The organism is Agromyces sp. NPDC058064 (assembly GCF_042885275.1).
In the GTDB taxonomy this organism is placed as follows: Bacteria; Actinomycetota; Actinomycetes; order Actinomycetales; family Microbacteriaceae; genus Agromyces.
On record NZ_JBHVSE010000006.1, the window covers coordinates 1 to 15964 of the forward strand.

Sequence of the window (15964 nt, forward strand, 5' to 3'; positions counted from 1 at the left end):
GCCCCCGCCCCGCCCCGGCCGGGGGGGCCCCCCCCGGCCGGCCTTCGTCGTCGCTGCGGTGCGTGCCGCCGCTCAGTCGGTGCCGAGGTCGAACGCCGCGGCCTCGTTCGCCGCGTCGGTCGCGGCCTCGAGGTCGCTCTCGGCGCCGCCGGCCGTGATCTCGGCCGCGGTGCCGCTCGCCGCCAGGTCGCCGACCAGCGCCGCCGTCGCGCCGCCGACCAGGTTGAGGTGGGCGTACTGCTCGAGGCGCGCACGCGAGTCGGCGATGTCGAGGTTGCGCATGGTGAGCTGGCCGATGCGGTCTTCGGGACCGAACGCCTGGTCGCCGACGCGTTCCATCGAGAGCTTCTCGGGCTGGTAGCTGAGCGCGGGGCCCGTCGTGTTCATGATCGTGTAGTCGTCGCCGCGACGCAGGCGCAGCGTGACCTCGCCCGTGACGGCCGAGGCGACCCAGCGCACGATGGACTCGCGCAGCATGAGCGACTGCGGGTCGAGCCAGCGGCCCTCGTACATGAGGCGGCCGAGTCGGCGGCCCTCGTTGTGGTAGTTCGCGATGGTGTCTTCGTTGTGGATCGCGTTGAGCAGGCGCTCGTAGGCGATGTGCAGCAGGGCCATGCCCGGGGCCTCGTAGATGCCGCGCGACTTCGCCTCGATGATGCGGTTCTCGATCTGGTCGCTCATGCCGAGACCGTGGCGCCCGCCGATGGCGTTCGCCTCGAGCACGAGCTCCACGGCGTCGTCGTAGCGAACGCCGTTGAGTGCGACCGGGCGGCCCTGCTCGAACGAGACCGTCACGTCTTCGGTGGCGATCTCGACCGAGTCGTCCCAGAACTTTACGCCCATGATGGGCTCGACCGTGGTGATGCCCTCGCTGAGCTCCTCGAGCACCTTCGCCTCGTGCGTCGCGCCCCAGATGTTCGCGTCGGTCGAGTACGCCTTCTCGGCCGAGGCGCGGTACGGCAGCTCGCGCTGCTGCAGCCACTCGCTCATCTCGGCGCGACCGCCCAGCTCGGTGACGAAGTCCGCGTCGAGCCACGGCTTGTAGATGCGCAGTCGCGGGTTGGCCATGAGGCCGTAGCGGTAGAACCGCTCGATGTCGTTGCCCTTGTACGTCGAGCCGTCGCCCCAGATGTCGACGCCGTCTTCGAGCATCGCGCGGACGAGCAGGGTTCCCGTGACGGCACGACCGAGCGGCGTCGTGTTGAAGTACGCCTTGCCGCCCGAGCGGATGTGGAAGGCACCGCACTGCAGGGCGACGAGGCCCTCTTCGACGAGCGCCGCACGGCAGTCGACGAGTCGCGAGATCTCCGCGCCGTACTCGATCGCGCGCCCGGGCACCGCCTCGACGTCGGGCTCGTCGGGCTGGCCGAGGTCGGCCGTGTAGGTGCAGGGCACTGCGCCCTTCTCGCGCATCCACGCGACCGCGACCGAGGTGTCGAGGCCGCCGGAGAAGGCGATGCCGACGCGTTCGCCGACGGGCAGGCTGGAGAGGACTTTCGACATGCGTTCAAGCCTACCGGCCGCGCCGGTGGGTGCGTCGGGCCGCGTCGCCCGGAGTGGGGGGCCCGCGAGAAGCCCGCTTCACCGGCCCGAAACACGCCCCGCGATAAGGTGGAGTGTGACTCCAGAAGAAACTGCCCCGGGGCCCGAGGCGTCGCTCGCCGACGAGCCAGAGGTCCGTCGGGCGCTGGCCGAGGCCGATCGCGCCTCCGTCGCGGCGGTCGTCGCGGAGCATCCGTCATCGCCGCTCGCCTGGACCGAGCTCGCCGACCTCGCCGACTCCGAGGGGCGCGCGATCGAGGCCTTCGCCTACGCGGCCGTCGCCGTCGAGCTCGCACGCGAGCAGCTGAGCGCGTCGGGCTGGCAGCCCGGCAGCGCCGTGCCGTGGGCCGACGAGCCCAACCGCGCCTACCTCCGCGCCCTCGACACGCAGCGCCGCGCCGCCGCCGGCCTGGGGCTCGACGAGCGCGCCGGCCGTCTCGCCGACGAGCTCGCGAGCGCCGACGCCGAGGCGCCCGCACGCATCGCGAGCGAGTTCACGCCCACCCAGCTGATGCCCGTCGTGCCCGCCGCCCTGTTCGCGCCGGCAGAGGCCGACGCCGCCCCCCGAGACCTGATCGAAGAACCCGCCGTGCCCGCCACGGCAGGAGAGGACTGACATGCCCGCGGCCGTACTCATCGGTGCACAGTGGGGCGACGAGGGCAAGGGCAAGGCGACCGACCTGCTCGGCTCGCGCCTCGACTACGTCGTCAAGTTCAACGGCGGCAACAACGCGGGTCACACCGTGGTCGTCGGCGACGAGAAGTACGCGCTGCACCTCCTGCCGTCCGGCATCCTGACGCCCGGCGTCACGCCGGTCATCGCGAACGGCGTCGTCGTCGACATCGAGGTGCTCTTCGAGGAGCTCGAGGGCCTCGAGGCCCGCGGGGTGGATGTCTCGAAGCTCAAGGTCTCGGCGAACGCGCACCTCATCACGCAGTACCACCGCACCCTCGACAAGGTGACCGAGCGCTTCCTCGGCAAGCGCCAGATCGGCACGACCGGTCGCGGCATCGGCCCGTCGTACGCCGACAAGATCAACCGCGTCGGCATCCGCATGCAGGACCTCTTCGACGAGAACATCCTGCGGCAGAAGGTCGAGGGCGCCCTCGACCAGAAGAACCACCTGCTGGTCAAGATCTACAACCGCCGCGCCATCGGCGTCGACGAGGTCGTCGACGAGCTGCTCGGCTACGTCGACCGGCTGCGCCCGATGGTGACCGACACCTCGCTGCTGCTGCACGAGGCGATCGAGCGCGGCGAGACCGTGCTCTTCGAGGGCGGCCAGGCCACCATGCTCGACGTCGACCACGGCACCTACCCGTTCGTGACCTCGTCGAACGCGACGTCGGGCGGCGCCATCACCGGCTCGGGCATCGCCCCGAACAAGATCGATCGCGTGATCGCCGTCATCAAGGCGTACACGACCCGCGTCGGGGCGGGCCCGTTCCCGACCGAGCTGTTCGACGAGTGGGGCGACTTCCTCACCGAGCAGGGCCACGAGTTCGGCACCACCACCGGCCGCAAGCGCCGCACCGGCTGGTACGACGCCCCGATCGCCCGCTACGCCGCGCGCATCAACGGCGTCACCGACTTCGTGCTGACCAAGCTCGACGTGCTCACCGGCATCGAGAAGATCCCGGTCGCCGTCGCATACGACGTCGACGGCCAGCGCTTCGACGAGATCCCGGTGTCGCAGTCCGACTTCCACCACGCGAAGCCGATCTACGAGGAGTTCCCCGGCTGGACGGAGGACATCTCGGGTGCGCGCGAGTTCTCCGACCTGCCCGCGAACGCGCAGGCGTACGTCCGCGAGCTCGAGGCGATGAGCGGATCGCGCATCTCGGCGATCGGCGTCGGGCCGGGTCGCGACGAGATCGTGACGCTGCACGACCTGCTCGACTGAGCCGGGCCGCGCGCTCCCTCCGAGCCTCCCGATGCTGTACCTGCTCTACCCCCTTCGATAGTGTCGGAGCAGGGTGCGTGCTCTACCGCGCACCCGTTGCGGCGACACTGCCGCGAGCAAGGGGGAGTAGATGCCGATCGTTCGTCGTACCCTGGCCGGAATCGCGGCCCTGCTCATGGCGGTGGGTCTCGCCGCTCCGGCAGCGGCACCCGCGTTCGCGGCACCCGACGACGCCGAGTTCATCCTCACCAAGTCGGTGGACCCCGACACCTCGCCGTACGCCCCCGGTGAGAAGTTCAGCTACACCATCGAGCTGACCTGCAACAGCACCCTCGTCGACACCTGCGTGAACGCGCAGCTCACCGACACGCTGCCGGCACCCCTCGTCTTCGATCCGAGCGTCGAGCCGCCGGTCGAGGTGAACGGCGGCGGCGCCTCGACGGTCACCGTCGACGGCTCGGACCTCACGGTCGACTTCGAGACCGACGGGTCGGCCGGCACGGGGCAGCCGTCGGGGCAGAAGACCACGATCACGGTCTTCGTGCAGATCCCGAGCGACATCAGCGCCGACTACAACGATGCCGAGATCGTGAACACGGCCAGGGTGACCGCCGACAACGCGCTCACCGTCGAGGACAGCGCGGCCATCACGATCGAGGTGCCTGAGGTGCTCGACTCGACCGTCACGAAGTCGGTCGACGACCACCAGCCCGACGGCACCCCCGGCGTGCCCGCCCTGCCCGACCAGCCCGTCGACTACACGATCGGCGGCGGCAACGCCTCGAACCGCTCGGTCGACGAGATCGTCGTGCAGGACCCGGCCGACGGCGTCGCGAGTCCCTTCGACGGCTACTTCGACTTCACGGGCATCACCTCGATCACGCCGCCGGCCGGAGCCGACCAGGTCGAGATCGAATGGCTCGACGCCGACGGCAACTGGACCTCGGCGTACGGCCCCGGGCCGATCCCCGCCGACCCCTCGGGGATCCCCGCCGGCGTTCCGCAGGAGGACGTGAAGGGGCTCCGCTTCACGTTCAGCTCGTCGACCGGAGACCAGCTGCCGCCGTCGGGCGACGAGGGGGCCGAGATCGGCATCGGCGCCGAGACGAACGACACGGTGCTCGGAATCCCGCTCGACCAGTCGGTCCAGGTGCCGAACACGGCGTCGTCGAACGTCGTGGTGCACGACACCCCGAGCACGCCGAAGACGGCGCCCGGCGACGTGGTGATCTCGAACACCGGTCCGTTCGTCGAGGTCACGAAGAACTTCGCCAACCCGAACCTGCTCGCGGGGCAGCAGACCACCGCGACGATCGAGGCGACCAACGGCTTCAGGCCCGTGACCGAGATGGTCATCCAGGAGCCGACACCGGGCCAGCCGAACCTCGCCGACCAGGGCCTCACCTTCGACGGCTTCACGAGCGGGGTCACCTGGCCCCCGAACGCGACCGGCGCGACGATCACCTACGAGTACGCCGACGGCGAGACCGAGACGCTCACGGCCGACACCCCGAACACGCTGCCCGACCCCGAGCTCGAAGACCTCGGTGAGGTCGTCGGATTCACCGTGACCTTCACCGGGCCGATCATCCAGAACGGCACGGCGACCGTGCCCTTCGACGTCGTCGCGCAGCCCGTCGACGGCGAGGACGTCACGTCGACGAACGAGACGACCTCGACCGTCACCGACCAGACGGGCAAGAGCGGCGCCGACACGGCCAGCGACGACTCGACCCGTCAGCCGGGCCGCGTCTCGACGACGATCGACAAGAACATCGCACGCGACTCGCAGTGGGCGGTGCCCGGCTCGACGACCGACGTGAGCTTCAACGCCCATGTGAACGACGAGGGCGCGAACGCCTCGACGGTCGGCTCGGACGTGCTCGTCATCAGCGACCCGGCGGATCCGCAGCCGGGGGCCGTCGATCCGTTCTGGAACACCTTCGACCTCACCCAGATCGTCGCCGGCGTACCCGCCAACGCCGACCTGCAGGTGAACTACTGGGACGGCAGCGAATGGGTGGCGCTGCCGGGCGGCCAGCTCGACGGCGAAGGCACGCTCGTGCTCTCGGTGCCGGGCGGCACCGCGCCCGTGACGCAGGATGAGATCCAGGGCATCCAGTTCGTCTACACGCCGAAAGAGGGCGAGCTCCTGCCGCCCGGGTTCCAGGTGGCCCCGTCGATCACTGTCGAGACGCGCGACCAGTTCCGCGACGGCTCGGGTTCGGTGGCGGATGCCGCGGCCGAGGCCGATCCGCTGACCGTGCCGAATCTCGCCGGCTCCGAGGTGCACAACGACAACGACGTCACGCCCGACGACAACACGGCGACCGACGGCGACCAGATCGACCTCAACCCGATCGACGGCGGCGACGGCCCCGACCTCTTCGAGAAGCACTGGCTGATCGACGCCGCAGATCCGCTCTTCGCGTTCACCGAGGACCGGCGGACCGCCCGCATCTCGTGGTCGACCGAGGGCGTGCCCTTCGACACCGTGACGATCACCGACGACCCGACGGCCGGCCCCGCCTACGACGACACGGCGATCGCGAACTCCGCCTTCGACGCGTGGAACCTCGTCGAGATCGCCCCGATCGACGCGAGCCTCGACGCGTCGATGCAGTACGACCGGGTGTCGAAGGTCGAGCTCTTCGCGTTCGACGAAGGCACCGGCACGGGCGCCTGGGTCGACATCACGAGCAAGGCCTGCGCCACGGCGGCCGACTGCGACGGGGCGTTCCCCGGATACGTGCTCGACGCCGACGAGGTCGAGTCGACCCGGGCCGTGCGACTCACCTACGCCGAGGGCTCCGCTCGCGGCGGCGCGGGGCAGCCGACCGCCGGTTCGGGCGTCGCGCCCTCGTACGGGCACGACCGCGACCTCGATCTCGTGTTCGAGCTGCGCGACTTCACGCGCAGCACCGGCGGCCCGGTGACCGGCATACTGCACACGGAGGACTACAACTCGGGCCAGCCCGGCGTCGTGAACAACACGGCCGAGATCCAGGGCGCGGGTCCGCAGCCGATCGAGCAGAGCGACTCCGACCTCATCACGATCCTCGACTCGACCGTGAACGTGTCCGTCTCGAAGACCTTCGACCAGGACGAGCTGCCGATCCCGCCCGAGACGACCCCGGCCGACACCTACCCGCTCGTGAACGCGACGATCACCGCGCGGAACGAGACCGAGGCCGAGGTGCAGACCCTCTCGATCGCCGATCCTGCACCGGGCAGTGAGACGAACACCTACGAGCTCCTGAACCTCTACGCGATCGGCACGATCACGGTGCCCGACGCGGCGACGTCGTCGACGGTCACGCTGACCCGCGAGGGCGGCGGTACGACCGACTACACCATCGCTGACGCGCAGGCGCTCAGCCCGGCCGAGCTCGCCGATGTGATCGGCTTCTCGGTCGTGCACACCGACGCCGACGAGGTGGTGATCGAGTCGAAGGCGACGGCCTCGGTCGTGCTCACCTTCCAGCTCCGCAAGACCGAGCGCAGCAACCCGGTGAACCCCGTGACCACGGCCGACCTCGCGACGAACGTCGCCGGAGCCCAGGTGATCCGGCCCGGCGGCAACCCCGCGATCGACACCGCGACGGGCACCGACACCGACACGCTGCCGTTCGTCGCAGCGAGCTACGGCGTGGCCGCGACGAAGGACATCGTGACGCCGGACACCTCGGCGGACGCGAACGACCGCGTCGAGGACGAACCGCGCGAGGGCTACACGATCACGCTCACCGGCCAGCCGACCGGCAACGTGCGCACGACGGTCCTCACGATCACCGACGAGGATCCGACGTTCTGGAACCAGTTCGAGTTCGCGGCCTTCCCGCAGGCGACCCTGCCGACGCCGGTCCGGCAGGTCCGGGTCTCGGCGCTGACCGGGGTCGAGTACTCCTTCGACAGCGGCACGAACGTGCTGAGCCAGACCTGTGCGGGCTCGAGCGACCTCACCGACTGCTGGACGGTGGGCGACTGGCAGCAGGCCGACTCCGGCGGCAACGTCGTCCCGGAGCTGCCCGACGGCGTGGTCGAGGGCGACGTGCTCGGACTGCGATTCGAGTTCCGCGTCGACGACGCGGCCTCGAACTGGGAGAACCCGATCAACCCGGTCGTGCCGATCAAGTTCACGGCGAACCAGCTCGTGGACCTGCGCTACGGCCCGAACGGCGAGACCGACACCCCGGTGCCGTCGACCCAGCCTGGCATCGAGGTGCCGGTGGCCCCCGGCGAGACCGCCGCGGGCACGACGACCGACACGGTCGACGTGCACGGCGAGGGGTCGTGGACGGACCAGGGCGGCACGCAGTGGTCGGCCGATGCCGACGCGACCGACGCCACCGTGCTGAAGCACCTGCCGAACGGCATCGAGGTCGTGAAGACCCCGGGCAACGGCAAGGACGGCGCGGCCTCGCAGCAGTTCCCGCCGTCGGGAACGATCCCGTACAAGATGACGATCACGAACACCGGGCAGTGGCCGATCACCGGGCTCGAACTGACCGACCAGGTCGCGACCGACCCGAACGGTTCGCTGCTCGTCCCCGCCCCCAACGTGACGCCCACGTTCGGGTTCACGCTGACGGCCGCCGACGGCACCGTGCTTGATGCCTCCGGCTTCTCCGGCGAGCTCGACACGGCGACCGGGCTCGTGACGATCACGGTGCCCGACGGCTTCGTGTTCAACCCGGGCGACAAGCTCGTGATCTCGGCGGCACTGCGATTCCGGCCCGGGCTCGCCCCGGGCACCCCCGTCGGCAACACCGTCACCGCGGCGAGCGACCGCCTCTTCGACACGTGCGACTCGAGCAGCCTCGGCACGATCACGAACCCGCAGACGACCGACGTCGAGAACTGCACCTCGAACACGACGGTGAACCCGACCGCCGCCGCGCCCATCTCCCTCGTCAAGGGCGTCAAGGGCGTCGGGGCCGGAGTGCCCGGTGCCGAGCCCGGTGACCCGAACTACGACGACCTCGGCGTGCTCAACCACACCGGCGACGCCGCCGGCTGCGCCGAACCGAATTCGGGCATCGCGGGGTACTACCGCAACAACTGCGTGCCGATCACGCGGCCCGGTGGCGTCGAGCGATGGGTGCTCGGCTTCACCAACCTGGGCAACGTCGGCGCCGAGGCGGTGGCCGGAATCGACGTGCTGCCCGCCATCGGCGACACGGGCGTCACGGTCGGCACTGCGCGGGGCTCGGAGTGGTCGCCGATCTTCCTCGGCAACGTCTCGGAGCCCACCGGAGGCGCCGTCACGACGCTCTACTACATGACGACGGTGCCGGACCGCGCGTGCAACGCGAAGGACATCGAGTGGAGCGCCCGCGCCGGTAGCATGCCGACGACCGACGCGTGCTACGCCGACGTCAGCTCGCGCGACTGGATCGAGTTCACGAACGCCACGCCGGCCGACGAGCTCGCGACCGCCAAGGCGATCAAGGCGGTCGTGACGTGGCCCGGTCCCGAGAGCCTCGAGCCCGGTGCGACCGGCGGGCTCACCTTCGACACGCGCACGCCGTTCGACGTGCCGAACGCGTACGACGGCGGGCTGCCGATCGCCTGGAACGCCGTCGCCGCCGGTTCGCGCGCCGACTTCAACGGCAGCGAGATCTACCAGGGACCGGTCGAGCCCGTGCGCTCCGGCGTTGCGGTGCCGACGGGCGAGATCGCGCTGCAGAAGGAGGTCGTCGTCCCCGACGGATGGACGGCTCCGCTGCCGCCCTCATACGACTTCAACCTCGTCTGCACCTCGGGCGGCGAGGGCGTCACCCTCGTCGACACCGACGGCGGCGCGGCCTCGCCCGTCACGGTCCCGGCCGACGGCACGGTCGTGCCGGTCGGCGCCGGTACCAACCTGCCGATGTACGCCGACTGCACGGTGAGCGAGGTGCCGTCGCAGGGGTCGACGGTGACCTACGACCCCGCCGGCCCCGACGGTGCGACCTCGGGCGAGGTCACCGCGCGGCGGGACCTCACGGGCAACCCGAGCATCCATCACCCCGCCCCGGACGACGGCGAGCTCGAGCAGGTGACGGTCACCAACACCTACGAGCTCGGCGGCTTCTCGGTCTCGAAGGCGGTCGTGAACGATCCGGGCGCCGTCGACCAGGACGGGATTCCGATCGAGTTCGACTCGGCATACGAGTTCACCGCATCCTGCACCTTCCTCGGCGAGGAGGTGCTCGCGAGCGGCGACCGCAGCTTCACGCTCCACGACGGAGACACGAAGACCGTCGCCGGGGTGCCCGTCGGTTCCGACTGCACCGTGACAGAGACCGATGCCGGCGGCGCAACCGGAACGACGATCGTCGTCACCGAGCGGGCCCAGGAGACGCAGGACGTCGACGGCACGAGCGTCGACTTCACGATCCTTCCCGACGGCGACGGCATGCACGCGACGCTCGTCGCCGTGACGAACACCTACACGGTCGGCTCGATCGCGGTCACCAAGGAGGTCACCGGATCGGGCGCCGCCGGGGCGGCCGACTCGTTCGAGGTGCGGCTCGTCTGCACGTGGGACCAGGCGACGACGAACCCGGTCTACGACGACACGCACACGATCGCCGACGGCGAGACCTGGCCGGTCGACGACCTGCCGACGGGCTCCGAGTGCACCGTCACCGAGCCCGACACGGGCGGTGCGACGCAGGTGATCATCACGCCCGACCAGCCGATCACGATCGGCGTCGCCGGTGACGAAGGCGACCCCGTCGTCGTCACCGTCACGAACGACTACCGCCTCGGCGGCTTCGACATCGCGAAGACGGTGTCCGGGCCGGGCGCCGGCTTCACCGAGGGCGTCGACTTCGAGTTCGACTACCTCTGCACCTACGACGGCGCGACGGTCGGCGAGGGCACGCTCACGATCACGGGCGACGGCACCGCCGGCCCGCTCACGAGCGAGACCGTCACCGGGCTGCCCGTCGGCGCAGCGTGCACGGTGACCGAGACCGACGCCGGCGGGGCCGACGCGCTGCCCGACCCGGTCGAGGTGACGATCCCCGACGAGGCCGACGGCATCCCGCAGCTCGCGACGGCCGAGCTCGACAACCACTTCTCGGCGGGCACCGTCTCGGTCACGAAGGAGCTCGAGGGCGAGGCATCCGAGAACCCCGACTTCGTGGACGCCACCTACACGGTGCACGTCACGTGCTCGCTCACCGACGGAGGCGACCCGCTCTTCGACGGCGACGTCGAGGTGACGGGCGGCCAGACGGTCACGATCACCGACCCGGCGACGGGCGACCCGATCCTGTTGCCGCTCGGCACGCACTGCTGGGGCGAGGAGACCGACGACGCCGGGGCGACCTCGTCGAGCGTCGATCACGATTCGTTCGACGACGCCGTCATCGTGGTGGCCGACGAGGGCGACGAGGCGCAGGAGCTCGCGATCACCGCGACGAACACCTTCGACCTCGCCGACCTCGTGATCGAGAAGGAGCTCGACGGGGACGCGGCGTCGTACGCCGAGGGCAAGACCTTCGAGATCCTCGTGACGTGCACGCTCGACCGAGGCCCGGGCAACGACCCGGTCGTGAGCTACGACCGGGAGCCGGTCGAGCTCCAGGGCGGCGAGCAGACGACGCTCACCGACATCCCGATCGGGTCGGACTGCTACGCCGAGGAGCCCGACGGCCAGGGTGCGTGGAGCATCGAGATCAGCGCGACGGCCGACGACCCCGTCGTCGTCGACGGCGGCGAGACGCCCATCACGATCACCGTGACGAACGTCTTCCCCGACGCGGGGTTCACCGTGACGAAGTCGGTCGACAACGGCGGCGCCGAGAACGCGAGCGGCGACCCGATCGAGTACGACACGAGCTACGCCTTCACCGCGAGCTGCGTGTTCGAGGGCGACACCGTGCTCGACGAGCAGTTCGTGCTGCGGGACGGCGAGGAGCAGAGCTACACCGGGCTTCCCGCCGGCGCGACATGCGCGGTCGAGGAGACCGAGCAGGGCGGCGCCGCCGGCACGACGATCGTCGTGACGCAGAACGGCATCGACGACGACCTCGGGTCGGTGACGGGTGCCGAGTTCATCCTGCAGCCCGACGTCGACGACGAGCTCGTCAACGTCGTCGCGGTCACGAACCACTACACGGTCGGCTCGGTCTCCGTCGTGAAGGCGGTCACCGGCACCGGCGCGGATGCCTGGGGCGGGACCTTCGGCGACTTCGAGGTGCGGCTCGTCTGCACCCTGCCGTCGGCCGACCCCGACACCGTCTACGACGGCATCCACACCCTCACGAAGGATGCCCCGGGCGACGTCTGGCTCGTCGAGAACCTGCCGACCGGGGCCGAGTGCTGGGTGAGCGAGATCGACGAGGGCGGGGCGACCGAGTCGACGGTGACGCCCGAGACCTTCGTCGTCGGCGACGACTCGGCCGAGGGCGCCGAGCCCGTCAGGGTCGACATCGAGAACGAGTTCCGCACCGGCGCACTCGACGTGCTCAAGCACGTCGCGGGCCCTGGGGCGCCGGTGTTCTCGGAGGGCGAGTACGTCTTCCAGGTCGTCTGCACGTACGAGGACCAGACCGTGGTCGACCAGGAGCTCGTCGTCGTGAGCGACGGCGGCGAGGGACCGTTCCGCAGCGACACGATCACCGGCATCCCCGTCGATGCCGTGTGCGTCGTCACCGAGACCGATGCCGGGCATGCCGACGAGCCGGCGGCGCCGGTCACGGTGACCATTCCCGACCAGGCCGAGGAGGGCGTCGAGACCGTCGTCACGGCCGGCTTCGTGAACGAGTTCTCGCTCGGCACCGTCGAGCTCACGAAGGAGGTCGATGGCGACGCCGCCGACGCCGAGTGGGCGACCGACGCGGTGTTCACCGTGCAGGTGACCTGCCAGGTCGAGATCGACGGCTCGCTCGTGACGTTGTACGACGCGCCCGTCGAGATCATCGGCGGCGAGACCGTCGAGATCGTCGACGCACAGGGCGTGCCGGTGCAGCTGCCGCTCGGCACGCACTGCTTCGGCGTCGAGACGGATGACGGCGGGGCGACCGACGACGCGATCGACTTCGACTCCTACGAGAACGCGGCGATCGTCGAGGAGTCGGGAGCGGCCCAGCGCCTGACCCTGACGGCGACGAACACCTTCGAATACGGCAGCCTCGAGCTCGAGAAGACGGTGTCGGGCGCAACGGCCGAGGCCGAGGGCAGGACCTTCGAGATCGCCGTGACGTGCGTGCTCGACCGGGGCGGCAACGACCCGTTCGTCGCGCTCGACGAGACCGTCTCGATCACGGCCGGTGAGACGGCGAGGTTCGATGAATTGCCGGTCGGCGCCGAGTGCTGGGCCGAGGAGACCGACGCCGGCGGCGCCGTCGAGGTGACGGTGAGCGCGACCGAGGCGAACCCGGTCGTCGTCGGCTCCGACGAGGTCGTGACCATCACGGTCGACAACCGGTTCGACGCCCCGATCCCGTCGACCGGCGTCGACGGGCTCGAGGCGCGGCTCACGGTCGCCCTGCTGCTCGTCGGCGGCGGGCTCGCGGCGATCGCGCTCGTCGTGCTCCGGCGTCGCCGCAGGACGGCCTGATCGGGCCGGCTGATGCGAGCGAGAGGGGCGGCTGCTGCGAGGCATCCGCCCCTCGTCGTCACTCGGGTGAGCCGAGCGGCCCGGTGCCGGTGCCCTCGGGCACCGTGCGCACCTCGAGCAGTTCCTCCCGTCCCGCACCGCCCGAGACGGCCAGCGTGAGCACCGGTCCGACGCCCGTCGCGTAGAACTTCAGCTCCTCGACGTCGGGTTCGAGCGGCGTCGTGTCGCGCGTGAGCAGCGCGCCCTCGGACGCGCCGTACGGCACCTCGACGAGCTCCTCCACGCCGAGCACCGCACCGGCGTCCTCCGCCTCGCCCTCGAGATACTCCTGCCGGTACGCCATACCGGGCTGCGGGTCGGCCGGCAGCGCGACGCCCGGCAGCGCTCCGTCGACGCCCGCCTCGAAGCTGCCTTCGGTCGACACCATCTCGCCGCCCTCGAACTCCGCGGTCTGCTCGCCGAGGTACCAGATCGCGCCGTTCGCGTCCTGGGCGTACCAGTCGAAGGTGTCCTCGACGAGCTCGTCGCCCCGGGTGACGGTGTCGCGCACGACGCGCGCCTCGATACCGTTCGCGACCTGCTTCGTGGCCGAGGTGACGGTGACCCGCACGGTGAGGTCCCCGTCGGGGTCGGTCTCGCGGTAGACCCACTGGGTGCCGGGCTCCATCGGCCAGTACGGATTGTCGATCTCGGTCGTGAACTCGCCGGGGTCGAGGGTCACCGGCTCATCGCCGACGGGCAGTGCCGCGGCATCCCCGCCGGGCGGAGCAGACGACTCCGGTGCCTCGGCGGTCGCGATGCAGCCCGAGAGGAGCGCGACGCCCGCAACGACCGCGATGGTCGACCCAGCCCTGCCGATCGAGCCCATGGTGCCTCGATTCCCGTGCGCGGTGGTGCCGCTCAGCACCAGCATCCGCCCGCGACGGCGGCCGGGCGGTGAGGCCGGGCCATTCGTCCGTCGGCGCCAGGACCGACCGCGGCCTGCGTTTTGCCCAGGTACCCGCCGTCGGACAGACTGCAGAAGCGGGGACATCCCCCGCAAGAGGGGATCCGACATGACACGACACGACGCGAGCGACGCCATCATCGCCCAGAATCACGCACTGCTGGGAAGCCTCCCGTTCGAGGACGACGCCGACTTCGCGGCGGTCGAGCGCGGCTTCATCGGCACGCTGGACGACCCGAAGATCCGCAACGCTTCGGGTGAGGTCGTATGGGATGCCTCGACGTACGACTTCCTGAGCGGCGACGCGCCCGACACGGTGAACCCCAGCCTCTGGCGGCAGTCCAAGCTCGTCGCGCGGCACGGCCTGTTCGAGGTCGTGCCGGGGCTCTACCAGGTGCGCGGACTCGATCTCTCGGTGATGTCGTTCATCGAGGGCGACACCGGCGTGATCGTCGTCGACCCGCTCATCTCGACCGAGACCGCCGCGGCAGCCATGGCCCTCTACCGCGAGCACCGCGGCGACCGGCCGATCAGTGCCGTGATCTTCACGCACTCCCACATCGACCACTTCGGCGGGGTTCAGGGCATCGTCGACCAGGCGCAGGTCGAGGCCGGCGAGGTCGAGATCATCGCCCCCGAGGGGCTCGTCGGTCACGCGGTCGCCGAGAACGTCTATGCCGGCATCGCCATGGGCCGTCGAGCGGGCTACATGTACGGTGCGGCGCTCGAGCGCGGCCCGCGCGGATCCGTCGGCGCGGGACTCGGCCAGACGACCTCGACGGGCGAGTCGACGCTCATCGTGCCGACCGTCGAGATCGAGACGACCGGGCAGACGCACACCGTCGACGGGCTCGAGATCGAGTTCCAGATGGCGCCGGGCACCGAGGCGCCGAGCGAGATGCACTTCTACTTCCCGAAGTACCGGGCGCTGTGCATGGCCGAGAACGCCACCCACACGCTGCACAACCTGCTCACGCTGCGCGGCGCGCTCGTGCGCGACCCGCACGTCTGGTCGCAGTACTTGACCGAGGCGATCGAGCGCTTCGGGGGCGAGGCCGAGGTCCTGTTCGCCTCGCACCACTGGCCGACCTGGGGCAACGCCGAGATCGTCGAATTCCTCGGGCTGCAGCGCGACCTGTACGGCTACCTGCACGACCAGACGCTGCGGATGCTCAATCAGGGCCTGCAGGGCGCCGAGATCGCCGAGGCGATCCAGCTGCCGCCCGCGCTCGAGAACGCCTGGCACGCCCGCGGCTACTACGGCACGGTGAGCCACAACGTCAAGGCGATCTACCAGCGCTACATGGGATGGTTCGACGGCAACCCGGCCCGCCTCTGGCCGCACCCGCCGAAGGCCCAGGCCGAGCGGTACGTCGAGGCGATGGGCGGAATCGAGCGGGTGCTCGAGCTCGCACAGGAGGCGTTCGACGCGGGTGACTTCCGGTGGGCTGCGACCCTGCTCGACCACGCCGTGTTCGCCGAGCCGGGCGACGCGCAGGCGAAGGCCCAGTACGCCGACACGCTCGAGCAGCTGGGCTACGGCGCTGAGAGCGGTCCGTGGCGCAACTTCTTCCTCTCGGGCGCGACCGAGCTGCGCGAGGGCAACTTCGGCACGCCGAGCGTCACGAACCCCGTGCAGATCCTCGCCCAGCTGACGCCCGAGCAGCTCTTCGACGCGGTCGCCATCACGGTCGACGGCCCGAAGGCGTGGGATCTCGACCTCGCGCTCGATCTCACGGTGAGCGACCTCGGCCGGAGCTTCCACCTCACGCTGCGCAACGGCGTGCTCGTGCACGTCGAACGCGAACCCGACGGGTCGGCCCCGCTGCACCTCACGCTGACGAAGCCGCGAATGCTCGCACTCGTCGCCGGCGACCTCGACTCGGCCGGCCTCGCCGTCGAGGGCGACCTCGGCGTGCTGCAGCAGCTGCTCGCGGTCCTGAGCCCCGGCGACTCCGCGTTCGAGATCGTGCTGCCGTAGCCCGAGCCGCCAGAGCACGACGAAGGGCGGATGCC

Annotated in this window: 6 protein-coding genes; 4 read left to right on the plus strand and 2 right to left on the minus strand. The window is 70.5% G+C overall.

All coding sequences use genetic code 11. The annotated features are described in order from the left end of the window. Positions 1-72: 72 nt before the first annotated feature. Positions 73-1503: an argininosuccinate synthase gene (gene argG / locus ACFVSL_RS16980; RefSeq protein WP_386942162.1), complete on the minus strand. Its 1431-nt coding sequence runs from the start codon at positions 1501-1503 to the stop codon at positions 73-75. A 115-nt stretch (positions 1504-1618) separates the two neighbouring features. Here argG and ACFVSL_RS16985 point away from each other — a divergent pair, with 115 nt between their 5' ends. The 3 genes from ACFVSL_RS16985 (at position 1619) to ACFVSL_RS16995 (ending at position 13002) form a co-directional block, all read left to right on the plus strand. After that, complete coding sequence (locus ACFVSL_RS16985) at positions 1619-2158, plus strand: DUF3151 family protein (RefSeq protein ID WP_386942163.1); 540 nt, start codon at positions 1619-1621, stop codon at positions 2156-2158. Between the two features lies 1 nt (position 2159). Continuing rightward, the gene (locus ACFVSL_RS16990) at positions 2160-3446 is read left to right on the plus strand and encodes an adenylosuccinate synthase (protein ID WP_386942164.1); all 1287 of its coding nucleotides are present in this window, start codon (positions 2160-2162) and stop codon (positions 3444-3446) included. A 130-nt stretch (positions 3447-3576) separates the two neighbouring features. Continuing rightward, complete coding sequence (locus ACFVSL_RS16995) at positions 3577-13002, plus strand: DUF5979 domain-containing protein (RefSeq protein ID WP_386942165.1); 9426 nt, start codon at positions 3577-3579, stop codon at positions 13000-13002. 58 nt (positions 13003-13060) lie between these two features. On the opposite strand, the gene ACFVSL_RS17000 is transcribed toward ACFVSL_RS16995, so the two are convergent. After that, positions 13061-13909 carry a hypothetical protein gene (locus ACFVSL_RS17000; protein ID WP_386942166.1) on the minus strand — a complete coding sequence of 283 codons (849 nt, stop codon included), beginning with the start codon at positions 13907-13909 and terminating at the stop codon, positions 13061-13063. A 148-nt stretch (positions 13910-14057) separates the two neighbouring features. On the opposite strand from ACFVSL_RS17000, the gene ACFVSL_RS17005 reads away from it, so the two are divergent. Beyond that, positions 14058-15929, plus strand: coding sequence for an alkyl/aryl-sulfatase (locus tag ACFVSL_RS17005; protein ID WP_386942167.1), 1872 nt, complete (start codon positions 14058-14060; stop codon positions 15927-15929). Positions 15930-15964: the final 35 nt, after the last annotated feature.

Excerpts from the sequence above, each read along its gene's own strand:
- ACFVSL_RS17005 (WP_386942167.1), top strand. The coding sequence starts at position 14,058 with ATGACACGACACGACGCGAGCGACGCCATCATCGCCCAGAATCACGCA.
- ACFVSL_RS16990 (WP_386942164.1), top strand. The coding sequence starts at position 2,160 with ATGCCCGCGGCCGTACTCATCGGTGCACAGTGGGGCGACGAGGGCAAG.
- ACFVSL_RS16995 (WP_386942165.1), top strand. The coding sequence starts at position 3,577 with ATGCCGATCGTTCGTCGTACCCTGGCCGGAATCGCGGCCCTGCTCATG.
- argG (WP_386942162.1), bottom strand. The coding sequence starts at position 1,503 with ATGTCGAAAGTCCTCTCCAGCCTGCCCGTCGGCGAACGCGTCGGCATC.